A 20,573-nucleotide genomic window follows, 5' to 3' on the forward strand; every position below is an offset into this window, starting at 1 on the left:
TAAGGGATCGTTCCCTGTATGTTCTATAACTACATCGTGTGAGACAGTACCAGCGCACCATAGGCAAAAGCGATCACGATCAGAATGGCCGGATGCAGCTTGGTCTTGGTCATAACCCAGAGCGAGATGCCTGCAATGATCAACGTCTGCCAGATGCCGATGGAATCAGTGGACAGCTGCCCGAATTCCCATGTGAGCAGAATCATGAGTACGGCGATAACAGGCTGTACGAGTAGAGTCATACCTTTGACTTTTGGTGAAGTGCGATGTTTGTTCAACAGACGAAGTAATATAATTAGTGCGGTTGCGGAAGGCACGATTGTGGCAAAACTTGCGATAAATGCCCCAAACCATCCTGCTACGTGGTACCCGACAAATGCAGCAATTTTGGTTGCAATCGGGCCGGGAAGGGCGTTACCAATCGCCAGTACATCACCGAATTGCTCGGTGGTCATCCATTGGTAGTGGTTCACAATCTCTTCCTGCATGAGCGGAATGGAGGCCGGACCACCCCCATATCCCAAGATGTTTGCTACGAAAAATCCCCAAAATAATTCCCACCAAGTCTGGAGCATCCTTAGGACACCTCCTTATCGGACTTGCCTTTGGATTTGAAGCGCTGTACTAGCTCCAGATGGAAGACACCATATCCAAGGAAAACCGCGATCACAATCCCCGGGTGGATATCCAGTAGCTGCAACAGTACAAAGGCAATTACGCCGAATAGGGCGGCAAAAACTTTGCCAAGTCCCTTCCAGGCTTTCATGGCAAACTCATAAGCCATCATGCCCAGCATGACAAAAATGACCGGCCGCACGGCGGCTACCATGCCTGCTACCACTTTCGACTCGCGCAGTGCGTACATGGAACCGAGCAGAGCAATAATGGCAATACTGGTCGGTAAGATGTGAGCGAGTACGGACACAATCGCGCCCAGTACACCTTTGGTTTTGTATCCCAGATATGCGGCCATCTTGGTCGCAATAGGACCGGGCAGGGCATTAGCGATAGCCAAAATCTCGCCGAACTCCTCATCACTGACCCATTTGTAACGCATAACAGCTTCATAACGGATCAATGGAATAACCGAAGGTCCACCGCCATATCCGAGAATTCCGGTTCGGACCATTCCGATGACGAGACCTTTGTAATCTTTCCAACCCATGCTGATTTCCTCCTAGAGTCTCATGCCCATCCGGCTTTTATAACGTTTCAACAACAGCTGTGATTCCACTTTGACGATGCCTGGCATCTTATATAGCTTCTCGAGCAAGAACTGCTCCATCTCTTCCATATCCGCAAAAATACCGTGCATGTGCAGGGTACTTGGGCCTGTCATATGATAAAGGCTAGTGACGGCCGGTTCTTCGTCCAGTTTCTCCGCGACTTCATCCAGGAAGGGCGGTTCAACATCGACATTGAAAAAAGCCGAGACCTGGAGCCCAACTTTGCCAGGGTTGATCACAACGGTGAAGCGTTCGATGATTCCTTTTTCGGATAAAGCATTAATGCGTGCCTGAACAGCCACACGAGACAACCCGATCTGTGTCCCCAGATCCGTATAGGATATCCGGCTGTTGTGGTGAAGCGCGGCGATGATTTTGCGATCCATCTCGTCCAGATTGTACATTTGCGGAATTTCTCCTCCTTTGGAGGAGCGTTTCTCTGACATGTTGATCATCCTTTTCTCTCGCTATATGAAATGAACAATGAAATTTTACTAATCATACAATGTGTATGTGGCATTCATAGTTTAATGACGAATCGTAACTGGAGTCAATCTATTTATCATGATTATTGAATTTAACCGATTTTGAGCCTTCATTTTGTCATTTCGACCAATCGGAAAATAAAAAGACCACTCGCACAGTCCTTTAGCGAGCAGCCATTAAATAATAGATAAGCTGGGGTGAAGCGCAAATTACGATACGAGGCATGTCCGATTATGCTTGTGCTGTCTTGGGCAGTAAAAGGGTAACGGTAGTCCCTTCGCCAGGCTCGGAAGAAACTCTCAACGTTCCTCCTGCACCACGGGCACGCTCTTCCATACTGAACAATCCAACGCCATTGCCAGCGGTTGCTTCGCTGAATCCGGCACCTTGGTCTTCAATAATAACCATTGTCATGTTCTCAGCGTCTTCTATAGTAACACGTGCTTCGGCAACATCGGCATACTTTGCGACATTGGTTAAGGCTTCCTGAATAATTCGGTAGATAGCTATCTCCCGATTCATCTCCAGTCGTTTGCGCAAATTACATTCCAGATCAACTTCGATTCCGTAGTGACGGGTGTAATTCTCGATATACGTACGAATCGCCGGAACAACACCCAGGTCATCCAGAACGGATGGTCTCAGCTCCCATGCCATACCGCGTACATCTTCCATGATACCCGTGACCTGCTTACGAAGTGCTTCAACCCCGGGGTGAGGCTGGTCTGCCAGCAGTCGGTCCATCTGAATCACCAGAGAGAAGAGACTCTGTCCAATCCCGTCATGCAGTTCACGCGAGATCCGGCGTCGTTCCTCTTCCTGAATATTCATCACTTGGGACATCATCTTTTGCAATTCGGCTTCGACGGATTTCAGCTTGGTGACCTCACTGCGTACAGCCAGATATTGATATGGCTCCCCGTCGTTATCAAGGAAAGGCACGATGGTGGTGTTGACCCAATAATGACTGCCATCTCTGGCACGATTGAGAATTTCCCCGTTCCATACCTTACCTGAGGATATCGTGTCCCACAGGTTTTTCATAAAACTTTTGCCATGGTATCCGGAATTAATGATTCGATGATCCTTACCAATCAGTTCCTCGCGCTCATACTGTGAGATTTCACAGAATTTATCATTCACATACTGGATTTTACCCTTGCGGTCTGTCAGGGCTACAATGGAGGATTCATCCAAGGCAAATTTCAGATCACTCAGTTGATGCAGGGAACCCTTCAACCTGCTGCGAAATTCATTATCCGTAATGTGATTATCGATTTCGTTCAGCAGGAGGCGTACGGGCTGGTCTGCGAGTCCACTTAATCTGTTCTTGCGTGCACTACTCAAAGTTCAGCAACCCCTTTTTCATGGCGAACTTCACCAGTTCCGGTCGTGTACGCAGGCCAAGTTTCTCCATCAGATTGCTTTTGTGGGATTCGACCGTTTTGACACTGATGATCAGATGTTCGGCGATTTCCTTGTTGGCGTAACCCTTGGCAATCCAGGACAAAATCTCTTTCTCCCGCTCGGATAACGTGTCATACGGTCCGGCGTTTTCCTGTTTGGCTTTGTCCAGGTATTCACTCATCAGCCGCTTGGTTGCACTGGGGTACAGATAGGCGCTACCCTCTGCTACGGAACGAATTGCAGCAAGCAATTCTTCATGCGGTGCACTTTTGAGGATATATCCGGATGCTCCCGCGTGGATGGCGCGGAACAGATATTCTTCATCGTCATGCATGGTTAGTATCAAAATGGAGACATCCGGCATCAACTTCTTCAACTCAGCGGTAGCGGTCAGACCGTCTTTGCCTGGCGGCATGCTGAAATCCATCAAGACCACATCTGGTTTCAACTCTTGAGCCTTGGCAATGGCTTCATCGCCATCTGCGGCATCTCCAACGATATGTATATCATTCTTTCCTTCAAGTAAGGCGATCAGCCCGGAACGTACGACAACATGGTCGTCTACAACTAATAGTTGAATCACATGATTTCCCCCTGTCCGCTTCCTTAGTTCTATCTATATCATAACAAAAAAAGAAGCCATTCAGAGCTTTAATCTCCGAATAGCTTCTCTCACGCTCTAGTTCATACTTTTATCCAAACACCTTCGGCTGAAGATGTAGAGCAACTTGCTCCGTCTGCCGGATCATGTCGGGTGAGAAGGTGCAAGGCAGTCTGCTGCCAACGAGCAGCACGGCACCAGGCACGCTTCCTTCGTGGAACACAGGTACCGCTATGGCACTTACCAGCCGCTCAGCAAGCATTAACGGGCAACGACCGGGTGTATGCTCTCCGGTGGATTGTGCATCAGATCGGGCTGTGCGTCCAGTCCGAAGGGCTGTGCCTACCAGATCTTGTCCGGGGCGCATTTCCATGCGTTTCACCCGTTCATTACTAGCCCCAGAGGTATACTTCCAGCGTAGCATCGTCCCGTTCAGACAGGCAAGTCCACAGAAGTCGCTGGATGTGTTCAGGCGCAGGCCGTCGATCATCTCCTGAATGCCAGATGGCAGTTCATCATGCATGAGAGGACACTTCCTTTTTCGAAATTATAACGTACGTAACCTGTAATTATTATCATTAACCTTTGAACAGGATCATCTTAAAGAGGTAGTTCAAAAAGTCCGCTTTTGATTACGAAGGATGCCCATCGGCATCATCAGCATCGAATATGGAATTCAGCCGAAATGTCCGTTGCTCATGTAGTTTTGCCTACGCTCCGCTACTCCATTTCTAGCTTCATCCCATCTTCTCGGTAATGAAAATCGCTCTTTTTGAACATGCACTTAAAGTAAGGGTATTACAATGTTAATTCTATTGTAGACCCTTTCTCATACATTGTAATTCAGGGAAAACCCCTATTTCCGTTCTATAATCTACTGAACTTGGGCAGTGGAGGGCTCCTGAGTCAGGTGCACCAAGGGATTGAAGAAATGCGAAGGATGAGGCATATCGGTGAAATGTGACTTTTCTCACAGCAAACTCAGGGAGTTTCTCGTTAATGATCAGGTAATCCCCCGATAACCCTCGCGCTACTTTCGCGGTATGATAGATACATAAGGAATCACCGAGGGGGACGAAGGTTATGGGTACAGTATTTGTGGAAAGAACAACCCAAAGAACAGAGCAGAAACAAACGGAGGCGGGCAATATGACACGAGAAACAGGCGGAATCCTTTCGTTTGTTACACCTGAGCAATGGGACCTGATTGAAGCGAAAATGCAACCCAAACGGGTAAAGTCGGGGTATAGTCTCTTTCTCGAAGGCGATGAAGCCGGATATCTGTACTACATTCGTTCGGGACGAGTGAAAATGACCAAGTCGACGGAGGATGGCAAGGAAATTATTTTATCCATTCAGCAAAGCGGCGATCTCATCGGTGAATTCGGCGGCATCGGCGGATTGAATCATAGCTACAGTGCAGAGATGGCGGAAAAAGGGGAACTGGCGATTATCTCGCTTAGCGATCTGGAAAGTATACTCAGCAAACATGGCGACCTTGCCTTGAAATTCTTGCAATGGATGGCGCTGTCGCAGCGGATTACCCAGTCGAGATTCCGTGATTTGCTGCTCTATGGCAAGGCGGGTGCGCTCGCTTCGACACTGATCCGTGCCAGCAATTCGTATGGCAGGGTGACACCGGATGGTATTGTGCTGGACATGAAGCTAAACCATACCGATCTTGCCGAGATGATTGGAGCGACCCGGGAGAGTGTAACGCGGATGCTGGGGGCATGGAAGGAACAAGGTACGCTGGATATGATGGACGGCAAACTGATGATTCGTGATCTGGCAGCCCTGCGCTGTATGTGTGGATGTCCTACATTCCCGAGCTGTCCGGTAGAGCTCTGCCGACTGTAAATAACTTGTTCCGGTGTTCCGAGTTGAGGGAAGAACAACGTTTGCAGCATCCCTGAGGAACAAATTTGATTTGGATTGCAAATGAGGCTTCAAGGCTTCATCTCCATTGGCGATTGGGGTCGTTACGGAGTAAAAGAAAAGCTGGCGTCCCATATAGGGAAGTCAGCTTTTTGTGTTTCTTTGAAATTGTTCATGTGCATATTCACTGGCGAGAATCGAATAGATCACAGAGTCATGAAAGGAACCTTTGTAGAACCAGTGCTCCCGCAGCAGACCTTCACGCTGCATGCCAATCTTCTTCATGACATTCTCCGAAGCTGTGTTGTGCGGACGACATTTGGCGTAAATCCGGTGAATGCCCAGTTCGTTGAAGCCAAACCCTAGTAGAGCACTGGCTGCTTCGGCGGCATAACCTTTTCCTTGATAGGCGGGATTAAGGACGTAACCGATCTCTGCATTGGGCTTCTCCATAACGTGAATACCTACTCCGCCAAGGAGAGTACCGTCACTTTTCAAACATATTGCCAGTTCATAGCCTTCTCGTGGTTGTGTCTGCTGCATGTCCAACACAAACTGCACGTATGCTCGTGTATCTTCTTCGGTATTCGGCCCCCACGCTGTATGCTGTGTAACTTCCGGTATGGAAGTATAGGCATGAATCCTCTCCCAATCGGTCTCCCGAATCTCCCGGATGATCAGTCTGTCAGTCTCCAGTTGCATCGTTGTTCACTCCTTCACGTTTTGAATAACTTTACTGTTCATTGTACAACAAAAATAGCCCATAACAGATTCAAAGAATGAATCGGTCATGAGCCATAATGTAGATCTATGATGTATGTGGAATGCTATTGTGGTTGTTTACATTGAACTGCGGGATAAGTATAAGCCAGCTTACGGATAATTTCCTTTTGCCATCTCGTATCACCCAGGTTGGTTGCCAGGTTCAGAAGATCCAAATAATCGTCAAGCTGCAGATCAGCCTTTTGCAGAGTTGTATTCATTCGATGTTCGTTCCCCTTTATCTATAAAATCGTAAAATCATATGCAGTAGAAAGTTACAAAGAGACAAGTTCAAGAATGATAATCATTATCACGTTTATATATTCATTATGCAATGAACGTTGGTAAAATGCAATCCCAAGTCCGCATCGAATTTAACTTTTTTCTGAAAATAGGCTCATTAAAATGGAATTCTAATGATAAGCAGTATGGGCCAATAGACTCAACTTCTAAACTTTTTCATAAACTTTACAAAAAGAAAGAGGAATTCAGCATATGAACAATTAAATTAAAGGAGGATAACCCATTATCAGGTAATTTGGAGGAGGAGAAAGGGAATATGAAGAAGGCGTTATGGCAGCACTGGATCGGGGCATTCCTGGTCTTTATCATGATGGCAACCGCATTGCTGGGGCCGGGTTCACAGAGTCCGGTACAAGCTGCAGCACCACTTACGGTATCTCAGGCCATCGCTGCCCAGAGCGGTGGAGGAACAGCAACGGTTGAAGGAATCATTGTTGGACATGCCACCGGGTCACTTACCGCGAAGTTTACATCTCCGTATGCCAATGATTTCAATGTCCTGATTGCAGATTCAGCATCAGAGCGAACCAACGCCAGATTATTGGATGTACAGATTCCCTCATCTTTCCGTTCGCAATATGGATTGGCGTCCAACCCCAGTCTTGTAGGCAAAAAGATCATCGTAACGGGAACCTTGGGTGCCTACAACAGCTATGCAGGAGTCAAAAGTCCAACTTCTATCACGCTTTCCTCCGGAACAACCAATCCTGATCCAGAACCGAACCCGGGCACAACACTGCCGGATGGTACCGGCAAGAAAGTATTATTTGATAATACCCACGCCCAGACAGCAGGTGCTGCCGACTGGATTATTGACGGGGCATTTTCGGATTTTGCCAATGGTTTGCGAAACGCAGGCTTTGCCGTGGATCAGCTGGAACGCAGTATCCCGTATACATTTGGTGAGCAAGCCATCACCTATAATAAATTGAAAGATTACCACGTCTTCGTCATCGGAGAAGCCAACGTGCCGTTCAAAGCGACTGAGCAGGCTGCGCTGGTGCAGTATGTACAGAACGGAGGAAGTATCTTCTTCATCTCCGACCACTATAATGCAGACCGCAACAAAAACCGCTGGGATTCTTCCGAAGTATTCAACGGCTATCGCCGCGGTGCCTTCCTGAATCCGGCCAAAGGCATGTCTTCGGCTGAAGCCGAATCACCAGCGATGCAGAGTGTGACGAGTTCAGACTGGCTCGCGACGAACTTTGGTGTCCGTTTCCGCTACAATGCCCTTGGAGATGTAAATGCATCGGATATCGTTGCACCTGCACAATCCTTCGGCATTACGGCTGGTGTTAATTCTGTAGCCATGCATGCGGGATCGACCGTAGCGATTATAGACCCGAACAAGGCCAAAGGCTTGGTGTATCTACCAAGTGGTGTGTCCAAGTGGGGCAATGCCGTGGATCAAGGCGTATATAACGGTGGTGGACGAGCTGAAGGAGCCTATGCTGCCATTGCAAAGGTTGGCGCAGGCAAAGCTGCATTTATCGGCGACTCTTCTCCTGTGGAAGATGCTACTCCGAAATATTTGCGTGAAGAGACTGGCGCTACCAAGAAAACCTATGATGGATTCAAAGAAGTGGATGATGCTACTTTCCTCGTGAATACCGTGAAATGGCTCGCAGTCAAAGAGAGCTATACCAGTCTGGCACAAGTGCCTGGACTGACATTGGATACGGCAACAAGCCTGCTTTCGATGGAAGCTCCGGCTGCATCAACCGAGCCGCAACTTGAGCCATGGGCTGCACCTGCGGCAGGGTACAAATGGTATGACCCGACTACATTTAAGACAGGTTCATACGGCAAAGCGCAATAAGTGAAATAAACAGGACATCAATCATCATGCGAATAGGGTCTGACCGTGAAGGTTTGCGGACAGGCTCTTTTTTGACTGCTATACCCGTTACAATCACGACGATGATCAGTTCCTGCAGCCCTGCCATTGCATAAATAACTGCTCCGGAGGGGAAGGTATGGGTACTAATGATGCGGCGTGAAGCCCAACCCAACCAGAGGAGGCGGCGAATGATGACTCAGCAAGCAGACTGTGACAGTTCCTCGATGAAGCAGAAGCTCAAGGCAGATCTGCATCGCGTGGCGGATCGAATGAACATGACGTTATCCCGTTTTGACAATGATAGTGTCTGTCTGTTGGGGCAGTTTGCAGAGATTCGAGCGGAGATTAAGCAGATTGAGGTTCTCGCCTCTTCTTTTTATCTGGATTGTTATCTGTCACCCTTTACCGAGAAGTTTGCCGAATTAACATCGAGCGTACAGCATCTGTCTGACCGGAGATATGGTGCGCTGATTGTGATTGAACGGGAAGTTCCGTTGGAGACGATCATTCACTCAGGCGTGGCTGTGGATGCAAGAGTGACGCATGCGTTGCTGGAATCGCTGTTTATCCCCGGTGCACCTCTGCATGATGGGGCTGTTCTCATTCGTGGCAATCAGATTGTATCCGCTGGTAATGTGTTGCCTTTATCGCAGGCGGAAGTGCATGAACGAAAGATAGGCACCCGTCATCGGGCTGCGCTTGGATTAAGTGAATTGACGGACGCCGTTGTACTGGTTGTCTCCGAAGAGACGGGACAGGCCTCATTTGCTGTGGATGGAGATCTGCATCCGATTAATGTGGTTGAGACGCTATCTTGAATGTGAACGATTCATGGGATTCCTCGGACGATTACGTTGATGCAGTTGAGGGAAATGACCTTTCTCCTGTAAGGGAGAGAGGTTTTTCTATTGATAGACGATAAAATTATAATCTGAAATTCGACCGCTTTGCTCCCGCCATATGAGAAACATCGACCGATGCTTCTCTAACATTGCGATGTGATTTTGCACAAAATGGGTATTCGTGGGTACAATAGAGGATGGTAAATAAATAGAGAACAATGCGATTGGATCGCAAAAATGGTTGGAGGAGACGGTTAGCACATGAGTTGGTTTGAAGCAATGGAGCAGCACGATTATGAGGAACTGGTTCTGTGCCAGGATCGAAATTCAGGGTTAAAAGCAATAATCGCCATACACGACACAACACTCGGCCCTGCGCTGGGAGGCACGCGGATGTGGACTTACGCTTCAGAAGAAGCCGCCATTGAAGATGCCCTGCGCCTTGCCCGTGGTATGACATATAAGAATGCAGTATCCGGCCTCAATCTGGGCGGTGGCAAAACCGTCATTATTGGAGACCCGCGGCGTGACAAAAATGAAGCGATGTTTCGGGCTTTTGGCCGATACATTCAAGGCTTGAACGGACGTTATATCACAGCCGAAGATGTGGGAACAACGGAAGAGGATATGAACCTGATCTATCAAGAAACCGATTATGTAACAGGCATCTCGGCGAGTTATGGTTCATCCGGTAATCCATCACCTGCAACGGCTTGGGGTGTATATCGGGGGATCAAGGCAGCAGCCAAAGAAGCATTTGGTACCGATCTGCTGGAGGGTAAAACGATAGCAGTCCAAGGTGTGGGCAATGTGGCGATGCATCTGTGTAAATATCTGCATGAGGAAGGTGCACATCTGATCGTTACGGATATTCATAAGGACTCGGTGAAACAGGCCGTGGACCGCTTCGGCGCGACAGCAGTTGATCCCGCAGATATCACCGGTGTGGAGTGTGATATCTATGCTCCATGTGCGCTTGGCGGCACGATTAATGACGATACACTCAAAACGCTCAAGGCGAAGGTCGTAGCGGGATGTGCCAATAATCAGCTGCTGGAGACCCGTCATGGGGATCAGCTCTATGATATGGGCATCGTATATGCACCTGACTATGTTATCAATGCAGGCGGCGTGATTAATATCGCAGATGAGTTGAACGGTTACAACGCGGATCGGGCGTGGGGCAAGATCGGAGAGATCTATTCCAATCTGGAGAAAATATTCGAAAGCTCACGTACCGAGGGCATCGCTACCTATGTTGCCGCAGATCGTCTGGCTGAACGGCGGATTGAGCAGATGAAGAATACGCGCAGCACATTCTTGCAGAATGGTCACCACGCGCTGAGTTCCCGGAGATTGCGCAAGTAATCGTAATCCATTCATATAATTTGAAAACTGTCTGTTAGGATCGGCAAACCTACTCCAAAATTGGATGTTGTCGATCTGACAGGCAGTTTTTTTGTGCACTGTCAGAACATAACAAAGAAAAACAGTGGCAATATCTGCCTAAACGATCAATTTCACTATGGATTTTTCCGATAATGTATTTACATCATTTAGATGGAGATGGTTCAGGGAAGCGGGGAGAAGTGGGAATGGGAAAAACGGGGGAAAAGCAAGGGATAGGGTATAAGATCAAAAATATGTCACTTAAGATCAAGCTGCCAATCATGATCAGTGTACTGGTTGTTTTGGTTCTGCTCGGTGCAACGGCCACAAGTTATATGATTTCATCTGATGTTGTGGTCAAGAAAAGCAAGGATGAAATGAATGTGATGGCTGACCGCCTTGGGGAAGGGCTTTGGACAGCGATGCAGCTTCAGCAACAGATGAGTCATGCGATATCTGTACATAACACGTTCAAAGAACTCTTGCAGTTGCGTGATACAAACGAAATGACAGACGAAACTTTTTTTACGGATGAGAATCCATATTTCAACAGAGCAAATACGATTCTCACCGACAGTATATCCGACACGGTAGGCACCAAGCCGGACTTGTTCGTGTTTGACAAGGAAGGAACGATGGTGGCGGGAACCATGCCGGAAGTCATTGGACAGTCACGGGGAGATCGGGAATATTTTAAGGAGTCTATACAGGGGAAATCCTTCATCAGTGACGCGGTCGTCTCTAAGACTGGCAAGAAGCTCATTATTGTATTCTCGGAGCCTATCACCGATGAACAGGGGAATATACTGGGTGTGTTCGCCATGTCGGTGGACAGCAGCTTTTTCCTGGGGCAACTGGGAGACATTAAAATCAATGCCCAAGGCAGAGTTGAAGTGCTGAGCCGGAGCGGCATCATCATGTTCGACTCACTGGACCCTTCGGTTGTGGGACAGACACTTGCGGAAGACAAGGAAGCTATGGAACTTATAAATGTCAAGGCAACGGACGAAGTGAAGATCACTTCGATGGACCGAGAAAACATCTATTATCGTATTAATCAGATTCCCGGTGCAGATCTATCTGTGGTCATCATTGACGATTATGACGATATCAAGCGCCCAATAGAGGATATCCAACGTCAGATGGTTATCGTGACCTTGATCGGAATTGCTCTGGCTATTGGCGTAGGACTATTGATTTCTCGTAGTATTACGAGACCTATTGTTCGTCTGATCGGGCTGTTCCAACAGCTTGCTCAAGGGAATCTGACCGTCAAGGCCAATGGTAGATATAACAGTGAATTCAAGGATCTGGCGGAGAGCTTCAATGGCATGGTGGAGCAGAACAGAAACCTGATTACCGATATGAATAGTTCGATCCATGTTCTTCAAGCCAGCACTCAAGAATTGGAGGAGACATCCAGACAGACGGCAAGATCCATTGATGAGACATCGGCGACGTCCATGGGCATCGCGAAGGCGATGGAGGCCCAATCCGAAGATACCGAGCAGATTGCAGGCAAATTCAACAGCTTCGGCGATAAAGTGGCTGCCATGAACAGCAGTGCCCAGGATGTGAAGGCAAGAGCGGATGAGATCGAAACGGTATTCCACAACGGGAATGAAGTCGTCAATGAATTGATGCGTATTAATGAGGTGAACGAACGGGAAGTCGAGAAAATCTCGGAGATTACGGTCAAACTTCAAACGAGTTCGGGCAGTATTAGTCAGATCACGGAAGCCATCAGCCAGATTGCCAAGCAGACCAATCTGCTTGCATTGAATGCTTCCATCGAAGCATCCCGGGCTGGAGAACATGGCAGAGGATTTGCTGTTGTAGCTGAGGAGATCCGCAATCTGGCAGAGCAGAGTTCCCGCCAGTCCAAGGAAATCTCCAGCATCATTGAGCAGAATCTGGCCGATGTAGCCGAGAACAACCAAAGTGTTGCAGAGATTCATACCATCTCCTCCAGACAGGATGAGCTTGTCTTGCAGACTCGTCAAGCATTCGATGTGATTCTGGAGAAGGTAACGGTTATCAATCGGCAAATTGCCACGATGGCAGGACAGATGCAAGAGATGTTGCAGAACAAGGATGACGTACTGGAGTCAGCCCACAGTTTGTCCGCTTCAGGGGAGCAGGTATCTGCTTCGGTTGAAGAGGTAACGGCAACCATGATGGAGCAGTCTTCAACGGTGCAGCAGTTGGCGAACATGGTCGATACGATCGATCAATTGACACAAAAGCTGGCCGAATCGGCTGCGCGGTTCAAGGTAGAGTAAGGGTTAATTGAATAGCTATAGAGGGAAGGAAGGCAAAAGGCACTCTGTATGAGTGCCTTTTGCTTTGTTTTTTAGGGTCTCGATCAATGTGCTCTGGTCCATTTAGTGATCAAGAAGATCAGCAGTTGGAAGAGGGGGTGCTAAGTTACCTATATCAGAACGTAATGCACTTCTGGTTCAGCAGTTTCACGAATTGATCGAGCGCACTGCTGACATAACGACCCTCACCGCGAACAAAGGTGGTTGTAGTATGTGTGAATCGCTCGGCTAAGTCGAATACAGAGAAATGATCTGGTCTTTTGTGAATAACATTGCACGGCATAATGGTAAAAGCAATTCCAGACTCCACACAGCTGAGCAGGTTTTCCATCGTACTCACTTCGATGATATTACGAGCGGACAGCCCCTCTTCCAGCAAAAATTCTTCGGTCATTTCACGATAAGGGCAGCCCTCGGGGAAAACGGCCCACGATACTTGGCACAGACTTTTGGGTGGTGTGTCCATCTGTTTGGATATGATATGCACCGTGTCTTGCATCTCGTATTCCACTTTCAGTCCTTCCTTCACACAAGCCCCGCTGATAAAGGCACCATCAATCTCATCGTCCTGTATTTTCTTGCGCAGTACTTTGGGTGAAGTAGCGTTGACGAGTGAGATGGACACCTTCGGGTAGGTTATTTGATATTCATTCAGAATCTCCATAAAGCGGCTGGATGCCGCTGTTTCTACAATGCCGATTTTCAGCGTGCCGGAAGGCTCACCGGGATCGGTCATATCCTGCTTCAGATCATATAAAAGGTTGTGAATCTGTGTGGCGTACTGGACGAACTGTTCTCCTTTGGAGGTCAGTACAACACCTTTGGGAAATCGGTTGAACAACTGGATTTGATATTCCTGCTCCAGTTTTTTGATGCGCGTGGTGACATTGGATTGCGCGTAATTCAGTTCTTTGGCGGCCTGTGAGATTTTGCCTGAACGCGCCACCGCGAGAACAATATCGATATCGGAAAGTTCCATGCTGTATCCTCCTGAACGTGGATTACCTTCAATTAATTCGGCAGATGGTGATGTTAGGTATCTCTCTGAGAGATACAACTATATATTTCAATCATTTTACGATATATCGAAGCCGCCGTACAATATCCTTAATGACAAAGAGAGTAGGGATATGACATGGATAACATGAATACACGTTCAACACTATTAAGCCCGGTAACGATTCATCAGTGGCAATTAAGGAACCGAATTGTGATGGCACCGTTGACTCGGGGATTTGCTGATGATCAGGAGGGGACGGTAACGGATGAGATGGTGGCGTATTATGAGCAGCGTGCGCGAGATGGTGTGGGGCTGATTATTACCGAGGGCGTTAACCCGAATCTGGCAGGCAAAGGCACTTATGGCATCCCTGGCTTATATACAGATGAACAGACGACTTCTTGGAAAAGGGTAACGAATGCTGTTCACAGACATGGAGGCACCATTATTGCTCAGCTCTGGCATGTCGGCAGGTTGTCCCACTCCGACCTGATCGGAACCGCTCCACTAGCACCTTCCAGCCTTGCGGCAGAGGGAAGAGTGCATAAGCTGCATAAGCCGTATCAGGTTCCTCAAGCGATGAGTACACAGGATATAGCGGATACCATTCAGCATTTTCAGACGGCCGCCCGCAATGCGGTTCTGGCAGGGTTTGACGGGATCGAGCTGCATGCTGCGCATGGGTATCTGATCGACCAGTTTATTAATGAGAAGACCAACCACAGAACAGATGAATATGGAGGAGATACTGAGGGCAGATTGCGGTTTTTGCGGGATATTATTGTGGCTGTGAAAAAAGAGATCCCTGTGGATCGCATATCGGTACGATTTTCGGAGAAAAAGGATGATGATGCATCCTATGCTTGGGCAGACAAAGCTGGAATGATCGATGCATATCTTAATTTGTTCCGCGAGACGGGAATTACGATCTTGCATCCCTCAACAGACCATTATGCGAAAGCATGGGAAGGGGAGCAGACTTTTCATGAGCGGATTCGAAGTCGGTGGGATGGAATCATTATTGGTGTGGGGGATTTGGATGTTCAGACCGCGGAGCACGCGATTGGTAAGGGAAGCGTAGATCTGGCTGCGTTCGGCAGACCGTTTATTGCCAATCCAGATCTAGTACAGAGATTGCATACGGGTCAGCAATTGATTGAGTATGATGCGAATGCACATTTGCCTATTTTGGTGTGAAAATAAAGTGAAAAAAAGGGCAGAATAGGCTGCCCTGCCCTGAGTTTCAGATACTTTTTGAGTGATCCAGCGGTTTCATTTCGTTTCTTCTTGTTGAGCTTTTTTCGATATACCAGAGAATGATCATAGACAACGCATAGAACAGACTGACAGCCAGAATAATGATCCATACACTTTCCATGTCCATGCTTTTGATGAAAATGCCTGTCAAATATGGACTAAGTGTATAACCCAGGCAACCTACGAATAACAGCAAGCCATTAAACCGCCCCTGATGTGTATCGGGTACACGCGAAGCAATATACAGATTGATATTGGTCTGCACGAGAATCTCTCCAATAGTCCACAGCACCGTGGATAAGGCGACGATGGAAAAATGGGGGAAGGTTCCGAGCAGGTTCAAGGCTCCAAATCCGATTCCATAGAAGAGTGCGCCTGTAGCTATGGAGTTTAGGGCAGTTAATTTGCGTGTAGCGGACAGGATCACGGTGGTAAGAATAATGACGCTAATGGCATTGATGGTCATGACAGAGCCGTAATAGGCTGCCCCGTTCTCGCCAAACGAGTGATTCATCTGGAGTGGGAGGCTAAATGAGTATTGCATATAGATAAAATAGTTAAGAAATGACACAATGATGAAAAAGGCAACGAGTGGATTTTTCAGCAGTAGTCTGAATAACGGCGAAGGCGGTTGGCTCGATCGTTGTTGTTCTTGTTGTTGTCCAGCATGTTCGCTGTTTGTTGATGCCAATTCCTTGCGTGTGCCGATCTTAACCTGGTTGATGATGATAAAGGTAGATATCAGAAACACGGTACCGATACTTATAAAGACAATGTTGACGTGATCCTTGATAAAAAAACCGGCAACCAGTGGTCCGATGGCTATACCCAGATTGGCCCCCAGATACATGAGGGAAAAGGCGGACTTTCGCTCTTTCTCCTCCGTACACAGTTGAATAATCAGTGCATTATAAGCAGGCCGGGTAATACTGATGAAAAACATGACTGCAATCAGAAGATAACCAACGGTAATGGTGCCTGACCAAAAAGAGCAGCTTATAATCATGATGGCAGACAACAGTTGCCCGATGACAATAATTGTTTTTTTGCCCATAAGATCGCTTAAATAGCCGCCGAGAAGTACACCGGGTCCGCTAATCAGGGCTGCCATGGACACAAAGATCCCTGCACTGACCACATTCATGCCCATCTGCAACGTAAGCACCAAGGTAATCAGGGAAAATACAAAATCTCCCGTGCTGTTAATCGTTCTGGCTAAACAGAGATAATAGATATCGCGGCTCAGACCCGCGTACGTTTTGAATAAAGACAATAATTCCAGCCCTCCCCAAGATAACTGTCACTCCAGAACAAAAACGGTGAGGATGATCCGTACATCTTATACGGTTTCAGCAACCGTCACTTCAATCTTGAAACGATCGTACATATCCAGCAGGGTTTGACGCAATTCCTCGAACGAATCACCCTCCACGATAGCATAGCCTGATCGGGTCATGGTATCGTTGACGTCTCCGGCGAGCTGCCCCACTTGATAGGATACATCGAACTCAATGATGCCAGGGATATCCGCATAATTCTCTATCCCGGATATGTGTTGAATTACCCCTGCGCGTGAAGGGAAGCAGATCATGCCTGTGAATTTATGACTCGTCTCCTGTTGCTTAAATTCATATATTCCAACTTCCAGATCAGTGACGGCTTCGAAGAAATCAACGCCATGGGTGTTCTTGATACAAGGAGGCATAACATGTGATCCCCCGATTCTTGCACCAATTTCTCCAAACACCACTTCTCCTTCCGGAGTCAGAAAAAGTTCGGCATGTGTTACGGATTGATTGATACCCAAGGCAGCAATGACCTGTTCATTGAGTTCTTTGATGTGATGGATAAAATCAGCTTCCGTGCCTTCAGGGAACGTAATACTGGCCGGAGGTTTCTGCTTCGTCGCAATATCCAGGCAGTTATACAGGTATTGGGAAACAGATGCAAATACAACTTTGCCCTTGGACACAATGGAATCACAATGAAACTCCGTACCGTGGATGAATTCCTCCAGCAAATCCTTTTGCTGTGCTTGTCTTGTATGGTGAAGATAATGCACCAGTTCATCCATGCTGGACAATTTGAACGTATTGATACTTCCATATCCGCTGAGTGGCTTCACAATAATCGGGAAGCCGTGTACAGCAGTGAAACGAATATAGTCCTGTTCATGTAGAGCAATTGCAATTTCGGATGTCCGAATTCCGCGTTGATGCAGCATTTGTTTCATGATCCATTTGTTGCGAACAGCCTCAGCCTGATTGCGCTGCATACCGGGGATCCCGAACTCGGAACGGAGCTGACCACCGATCTCAATCGCATTCTCACCCGGCGTTAACAAAGCAGAGATGGAATGGGATTCTCGGATCTGCATCATATGCTCCCGGATGGCATCTACGGACTCCAGATGATCGACATATCTAATTTCATCAAAGAAGTCCCTGAGCACCTCATCATGATGCAAATTATGCCGTTCAATAATCAGAATTTTTTTGTGATCCGCCAATTTCCGCAAAGGTTTAACGAAGTTTAATCCAGTTGGAAGCCTGAAATCAGATATGTATACAATGGTTTTCATACGTTCTCGTATAGCCCCTTTCAACAAAATACTAAAAATAGTAAAAATTCATTTCATAACATTATAGCTCAATATTTTCCATTTTGAATACACCTTTTGGTTAAAAATATGAACCAAAATACATATTTGTGTTGCGTTAAAGTGTTAATTGACAATAGGATTTTTTTGGTATACGATCTTTAGCGGATTAGAAATAAAAAGGAGGAAATAGAAATAAATGGAGATCGTTAAAGAGAAATATGCCATACTGGGAACGCTGGGAGACGATGAAGGATTCCTGACTTGCAGCATGCATATCGCGAAGAAATTAGGCAACTCGGAACGTATCAAGCCATACCCTGAATTTGAAGCGGCTGCGGAAGACTTGAGATCAGGGATCATATCCGGCTTGCTGGTCCCCGGGGCGTATCCCAAGCTCAACAGCTTCATCATGGATTCTGAACTAGCGGTGTCTGAGAGCTTTGTGGAGAAAATTCCTGCGCTGGTTCTATCCGGCTTCCATGCGGTATGTCCCGATCAGATCGATATTATCTATCATCATCCAGCAACCACATACTTGTTATCTGAACTTGATACAACCTATAGAGAGAACAGCACCGTATCGTCCAACCCTGAAGCTTGCAGGAAGGTCATGCACAACACGGAGAAGTCCATTGCGCTAACGAATCAGCTATGCGCTGATCATTACGGGCTTGTGACCTACAAAGTATTGCGCGAGGGAATCAATATGCCATGGGTATGTTTTACACAAAATACACAGAGGGTGAATACAGTCATATGAAAAGAATTGCTATTATACTGGATAAAAATCTGGAACCTGGCGCCGCCGCTAATGTGGCTGCTCTGTTAATGGGACAAGCAGCCCTGAATGAGCCGGAGTTATATTCTGATCAACCTGTGCTGGATCATAGCGGTGTTCAGCATGCCGGCATCCGATATAGCACTGTCATTTTGAAGGCCGGGGAGAATCAACTGATCAATCTGGCCAAACTCTGCTCAGATGACAGCGGAGGATTGAGCCATGTTGTTTTTTCACAGACAGGCCAGTCGCTCAATAACGCCTTTGAACAATATGCAGTTGAGATTGCTTCGATGGAATTGGAAGCTACCAAAGTGGTAGGTGTCATTGTATGGGGCGAGGATGATCAAGTTAGGGCAGCGACCAAAAAATTCAGTGTCATGAAATAAGGGAAAAGGGCAGAAGCTGATCTTAGCGATCACTCTGCCCTTCTTTACATATGAAAGAATCGTTATAGAGATTGTTCAAGGTACTGAAAACCGCCCTTTTTGAACACGCACTTATAGATGATTGCTGATAACGGCAGCTTTCTTTTCGGTTAAGTAGTATACGAGTGCCAGCAAAGGCATCACCAGACCAATCAGAGTGGTGAGACTCCAACCCCCATGCGCATAAGACCAGCTGCCAAGTGATGATCCAATCGCGCCCCCGATAAAAAAGATCGACATGAAGATTCCGTTTACCCGTCCTCTTGCTTCACTTAATGAATAGATAATACGCTGCCCCAGCACCAGATTACCCGAGACCGCCATGTCGAGCGTGATGGCAACGATCACAAGAAGTACAAGGGTAGCGGTAGAGTGACCCTGGAACAGATAGGCGAGCCCAAAAGAACCAGCCGCGATAACCATGGCGAGTCCGGTTAATATGCGGGTAAAGCCTTTATCCGCCCATCTTCCGGCAATCGGTGCTGCAACGGCGCCTCCGACGCCAGCCAATGCAAACCATGCAATTCCTTGCTGGGACATGCCATACTCATTGGCGAGCTGCATGGGAACTGTAGTCCAGAACAAGCTGAAGGCGCCAAACAGGCTGGCCTGATAGAGGGCTCGGCGGCGGAGCATGGGAAATGTTTTTAACAGGGAACCCAATGACAGGATTAATTGTCCATACTTCATCGCCGGTTGGGGCTGACGTGCAGGAAGTGCGCGTGACAGGAGCAAGGTTAACAATACGATAATGATTGCGGAGAAGACAAAGACCGCTTGCCAACCGAGCAGACTCGTAATAAAACTTGCGACAGGGCGAGCCAGCATAATGCCCAGCAGCAGGCCACTCATCACATTACCGACCACCCGTCCGCGTTGCTCCTCCGAAGTGAGGTAGGTGGCGTAGGGAACCAGAATCTGTGCAACGACGGAACCAATACCGATGAAGAGGGAAGCAGCCAGAAATAATATGGCATTGGGAGAGAAGGCGGCGGCAATCAATGCAACGACCAGAATGATGAGGAAAAAAGTGATCAGCCGCTTATTCTCCAGAATGTCACTGAGCGGTACGATGAACAGCAGGCCAATTACGTAACCGATCTGTGTTAACGTCACAATCAGTCCGGCAGCAGCAGAGGAAAGCCCTGTTGTCATGCTGATCGGTCCTATAACTGTCTGAGCATAGTACAAGTTTGCCGCAAGTAGCCCGCATGCCGCGGCCAAAAGCAAAATCAACCAGCTTGGAACCGGGGTTGTCTTCACACCGTTTTGCAAATGCATGATTATCATCCTCCAATTTTTATGTTAATGATCCTTAGTGCCCTAATGGTTCCACTCAAACCATGACCGATCAGGCGTCCAAACCTTTGCGGCACTTTTATGGATTCACCAATTACTAAACGCTTCGTTTACTAATTACAGACATATAATAAACTAAACGTTCAGTATT

At 47.5% G+C, this 20,573-nt stretch carries 21 protein-coding genes; 8 read left to right on the forward strand and 13 right to left on the reverse strand.

From position 1 onward, the window contains the following. Nucleotides 1-29: 29 nt before the first annotated feature. The 6 genes from MHB43_RS02255 to MHB43_RS02280 all read right to left on the reverse strand — a co-directional run bounded on the left by MHB43_RS02255 (nt 30) and on the right by MHB43_RS02280 (nt 4,243). Nucleotides 30-575: a chromate transporter gene (locus tag MHB43_RS02255; protein ID WP_017691072.1), complete on the reverse strand. Its 546-nt coding sequence runs from the start codon at nt 573-575 to the stop codon at nt 30-32. Between the two features lie 2 nt (nt 576-577). Next, nucleotides 578-1,165: a chromate transporter gene (locus tag MHB43_RS02260; protein ID WP_339181364.1), complete on the reverse strand. Its 588-nt coding sequence runs from the start codon at nt 1,163-1,165 to the stop codon at nt 578-580. A gap of 12 nt (nt 1,166-1,177) precedes the next feature. Then, on the reverse strand, nt 1,178-1,672 hold the full coding sequence (locus tag MHB43_RS02265) for an Lrp/AsnC family transcriptional regulator (RefSeq protein WP_036616550.1): 495 nt from the start codon (nt 1,670-1,672) through the stop codon (nt 1,178-1,180). A 271-nt stretch (nt 1,673-1,943) separates the two neighbouring features. Beyond that, nucleotides 1,944-3,059: a PAS domain-containing protein gene (locus MHB43_RS02270; protein WP_339181368.1), complete on the reverse strand. Its 1,116-nt coding sequence runs from the start codon at nt 3,057-3,059 to the stop codon at nt 1,944-1,946. After that, on the reverse strand, nt 3,052-3,702 hold the full coding sequence (locus MHB43_RS02275) for a response regulator transcription factor (RefSeq protein ID WP_017691068.1): 651 nt from the start codon (nt 3,700-3,702) through the stop codon (nt 3,052-3,054). Before MHB43_RS02275 ends, MHB43_RS02270 begins: the two co-directional genes overlap by 8 nt. A 109-nt stretch (nt 3,703-3,811) precedes the next feature. After that, nucleotides 3,812-4,243 (reverse strand): GAF domain-containing protein, encoded by a 432-nt coding sequence (locus MHB43_RS02280; RefSeq protein ID WP_339181370.1) that lies wholly within the window; start codon nt 4,241-4,243, stop codon nt 3,812-3,814. A 560-nt stretch (nt 4,244-4,803) separates the two neighbouring features. Here MHB43_RS02280 and MHB43_RS02285 point away from each other — a divergent pair. Further along, on the forward strand, nt 4,804-5,580 hold the full coding sequence (locus tag MHB43_RS02285; RefSeq protein ID WP_237177533.1) for a Crp/Fnr family transcriptional regulator: 777 nt from the start codon (nt 4,804-4,806) through the stop codon (nt 5,578-5,580). A 162-nt stretch (nt 5,581-5,742) separates the two neighbouring features. Here the strand turns inward: MHB43_RS02285 and MHB43_RS02290 are convergent, their stop codons facing one another. Together MHB43_RS02290 and MHB43_RS02295 are read right to left on the reverse strand one after the other, a co-directional pair. Further along, nucleotides 5,743-6,300 (reverse strand): GNAT family N-acetyltransferase, encoded by a 558-nt coding sequence (locus MHB43_RS02290; protein ID WP_405131229.1) that lies wholly within the window; start codon nt 6,298-6,300, stop codon nt 5,743-5,745. Nucleotides 6,301-6,425: 125 nt separating this feature from the next. Next, a complete protein-coding gene (locus tag MHB43_RS02295; protein WP_017691064.1) occupies nt 6,426-6,581 on the reverse strand; it encodes a hypothetical protein in 156 nt (51 codons plus the stop codon). A gap of 389 nt (nt 6,582-6,970) precedes the next feature. Between MHB43_RS02295 and MHB43_RS02300 the strand changes: the two genes are divergently transcribed. Continuing rightward, nucleotides 6,971-8,485, forward strand: coding sequence for a DUF6359 domain-containing protein (locus tag MHB43_RS02300; protein ID WP_405132378.1), 1,515 nt, complete (start codon nt 6,971-6,973; stop codon nt 8,483-8,485). Here the strand turns inward: MHB43_RS02300 and MHB43_RS02305 are convergent. After that, nucleotides 8,454-8,612, reverse strand: coding sequence for a hypothetical protein (locus MHB43_RS02305; RefSeq protein WP_405131230.1), 159 nt, complete (start codon nt 8,610-8,612; stop codon nt 8,454-8,456). The two genes, MHB43_RS02300 and MHB43_RS02305, sit on opposite strands and share 32 nt — an antisense overlap. Before the next feature lie 82 nt (nt 8,613-8,694). On the opposite strand from MHB43_RS02305, the gene cdaS reads away from it, so the two are divergent. From cdaS to MHB43_RS02320, 3 genes are all read left to right on the forward strand, one after another. Beyond that, nucleotides 8,695-9,324, forward strand: a complete 630-nt coding sequence (cdaS, locus tag MHB43_RS02310) for a sporulation-specific diadenylate cyclase CdaS (protein ID WP_405131231.1) — start codon at nt 8,695-8,697, stop codon at nt 9,322-9,324. A gap of 285 nt (nt 9,325-9,609) precedes the next feature. Continuing rightward, nucleotides 9,610-10,716, forward strand: a complete 1,107-nt coding sequence (locus tag MHB43_RS02315) for a Glu/Leu/Phe/Val dehydrogenase (RefSeq protein ID WP_405131232.1) — start codon at nt 9,610-9,612, stop codon at nt 10,714-10,716. 227 nt (nt 10,717-10,943) lie between these two features. Then, nucleotides 10,944-13,019 carry a methyl-accepting chemotaxis protein gene (locus MHB43_RS02320; protein ID WP_405131233.1) on the forward strand — a complete coding sequence of 692 codons (2,076 nt, stop codon included), beginning with the start codon at nt 10,944-10,946 and terminating at the stop codon, nt 13,017-13,019. A 154-nt stretch (nt 13,020-13,173) separates the two neighbouring features. Here the strand turns inward: MHB43_RS02320 and MHB43_RS02325 are convergent, their stop codons facing one another. Beyond that, nucleotides 13,174-14,037, reverse strand: coding sequence for a LysR family transcriptional regulator (locus MHB43_RS02325; RefSeq protein ID WP_405131234.1), 864 nt, complete (start codon nt 14,035-14,037; stop codon nt 13,174-13,176). 156 nt (nt 14,038-14,193) lie between these two features. On the opposite strand from MHB43_RS02325, the gene MHB43_RS02330 reads away from it, so the two are divergent. Continuing rightward, the gene (locus tag MHB43_RS02330) at nt 14,194-15,255 is read left to right on the forward strand and encodes an alkene reductase (RefSeq protein ID WP_405131235.1); all 1,062 of its coding nucleotides are present in this window, start codon (nt 14,194-14,196) and stop codon (nt 15,253-15,255) included. Between the two features lie 46 nt (nt 15,256-15,301). Here the strand turns inward: MHB43_RS02330 and MHB43_RS02335 are convergent, their stop codons facing one another. Beyond that, nucleotides 15,302-16,588: an MFS transporter gene (locus tag MHB43_RS02335; protein ID WP_405131236.1), complete on the reverse strand. Its 1,287-nt coding sequence runs from the start codon at nt 16,586-16,588 to the stop codon at nt 15,302-15,304. Nucleotides 16,589-16,654: 66 nt separating this feature from the next. Further along, nucleotides 16,655-17,896 (reverse strand): ATP-grasp domain-containing protein, encoded by a 1,242-nt coding sequence (locus MHB43_RS02340; protein ID WP_405131237.1) that lies wholly within the window; start codon nt 17,894-17,896, stop codon nt 16,655-16,657. A gap of 217 nt (nt 17,897-18,113) precedes the next feature. Here MHB43_RS02340 and MHB43_RS02345 point away from each other — a divergent pair, with 217 nt between their 5' ends. Both MHB43_RS02345 and MHB43_RS02350 read left to right on the forward strand, forming a co-directional pair. Beyond that, nucleotides 18,114-18,677, forward strand: a complete 564-nt coding sequence (locus MHB43_RS02345) for a hypothetical protein (RefSeq protein ID WP_339181390.1) — start codon at nt 18,114-18,116, stop codon at nt 18,675-18,677. Next, nucleotides 18,674-19,084 carry a DUF2000 family protein gene (locus MHB43_RS02350; RefSeq protein WP_127548030.1) on the forward strand — a complete coding sequence of 137 codons (411 nt, stop codon included), beginning with the start codon at nt 18,674-18,676 and terminating at the stop codon, nt 19,082-19,084. Before MHB43_RS02345 ends, MHB43_RS02350 begins: the two co-directional genes overlap by 4 nt. 111 nt (nt 19,085-19,195) lie before the next feature. Here the strand turns inward: MHB43_RS02350 and MHB43_RS02355 are convergent, their stop codons facing one another. Then, nucleotides 19,196-20,404, reverse strand: a complete 1,209-nt coding sequence (locus MHB43_RS02355) for an MFS transporter (RefSeq protein WP_339181395.1) — start codon at nt 20,402-20,404, stop codon at nt 19,196-19,198. Nucleotides 20,405-20,573: the final 169 nt, after the last annotated feature.

Source organism: Paenibacillus sp. FSL H8-0317 (assembly GCF_045040685.1).
Classification (GTDB): Bacteria; Bacillota; Bacilli; order Paenibacillales; family Paenibacillaceae; genus Paenibacillus.

What these genes read in the sequence shown, in the direction of transcription:
- MHB43_RS02255 (WP_017691072.1), bottom strand. Translation starts at nt 575, where the DNA reads ATGCTCCAGACTTGGTGGGAATTATTTTGGGGATTTTTCGTAGCAAAC.
- MHB43_RS02260 (WP_339181364.1), bottom strand. Translation starts at nt 1,165, where the DNA reads ATGGGTTGGAAAGATTACAAAGGTCTCGTCATCGGAATGGTCCGAACC.
- MHB43_RS02265 (WP_036616550.1), bottom strand. Translation starts at nt 1,672, where the DNA reads ATGTCAGAGAAACGCTCCTCCAAAGGAGGAGAAATTCCGCAAATGTAC.
- MHB43_RS02280 (WP_339181370.1), bottom strand. Translation starts at nt 4,243, where the DNA reads ATGCATGATGAACTGCCATCTGGCATTCAGGAGATGATCGACGGCCTG.
- MHB43_RS02285 (WP_237177533.1), top strand. Translation starts at nt 4,804, where the DNA reads ATGGGTACAGTATTTGTGGAAAGAACAACCCAAAGAACAGAGCAGAAA.
- MHB43_RS02290 (WP_405131229.1), bottom strand. Translation starts at nt 6,300, where the DNA reads ATGCAACTGGAGACTGACAGACTGATCATCCGGGAGATTCGGGAGACC.
- MHB43_RS02295 (WP_017691064.1), bottom strand. Translation starts at nt 6,581, where the DNA reads ATGAATACAACTCTGCAAAAGGCTGATCTGCAGCTTGACGATTATTTG.
- MHB43_RS02300 (WP_405132378.1), top strand. Translation starts at nt 6,971, where the DNA reads ATGATGGCAACCGCATTGCTGGGGCCGGGTTCACAGAGTCCGGTACAA.
- MHB43_RS02305 (WP_405131230.1), bottom strand. Translation starts at nt 8,612, where the DNA reads ATGGCAGGGCTGCAGGAACTGATCATCGTCGTGATTGTAACGGGTATA.
- cdaS (WP_405131231.1), top strand. Translation starts at nt 8,695, where the DNA reads ATGATGACTCAGCAAGCAGACTGTGACAGTTCCTCGATGAAGCAGAAG.
- MHB43_RS02315 (WP_405131232.1), top strand. Translation starts at nt 9,610, where the DNA reads ATGAGTTGGTTTGAAGCAATGGAGCAGCACGATTATGAGGAACTGGTT.
- MHB43_RS02320 (WP_405131233.1), top strand. Translation starts at nt 10,944, where the DNA reads ATGGGAAAAACGGGGGAAAAGCAAGGGATAGGGTATAAGATCAAAAAT.
- MHB43_RS02325 (WP_405131234.1), bottom strand. Translation starts at nt 14,037, where the DNA reads ATGGAACTTTCCGATATCGATATTGTTCTCGCGGTGGCGCGTTCAGGC.
- MHB43_RS02330 (WP_405131235.1), top strand. Translation starts at nt 14,194, where the DNA reads ATGGATAACATGAATACACGTTCAACACTATTAAGCCCGGTAACGATT.
- MHB43_RS02340 (WP_405131237.1), bottom strand. Translation starts at nt 17,896, where the DNA reads ATGAAAACCATTGTATACATATCTGATTTCAGGCTTCCAACTGGATTA.
- MHB43_RS02345 (WP_339181390.1), top strand. Translation starts at nt 18,114, where the DNA reads ATGGAGATCGTTAAAGAGAAATATGCCATACTGGGAACGCTGGGAGAC.
- MHB43_RS02350 (WP_127548030.1), top strand. Translation starts at nt 18,674, where the DNA reads ATGAAAAGAATTGCTATTATACTGGATAAAAATCTGGAACCTGGCGCC.
- MHB43_RS02355 (WP_339181395.1), bottom strand. Translation starts at nt 20,404, where the DNA reads ATGCATTTGCAAAACGGTGTGAAGACAACCCCGGTTCCAAGCTGGTTG.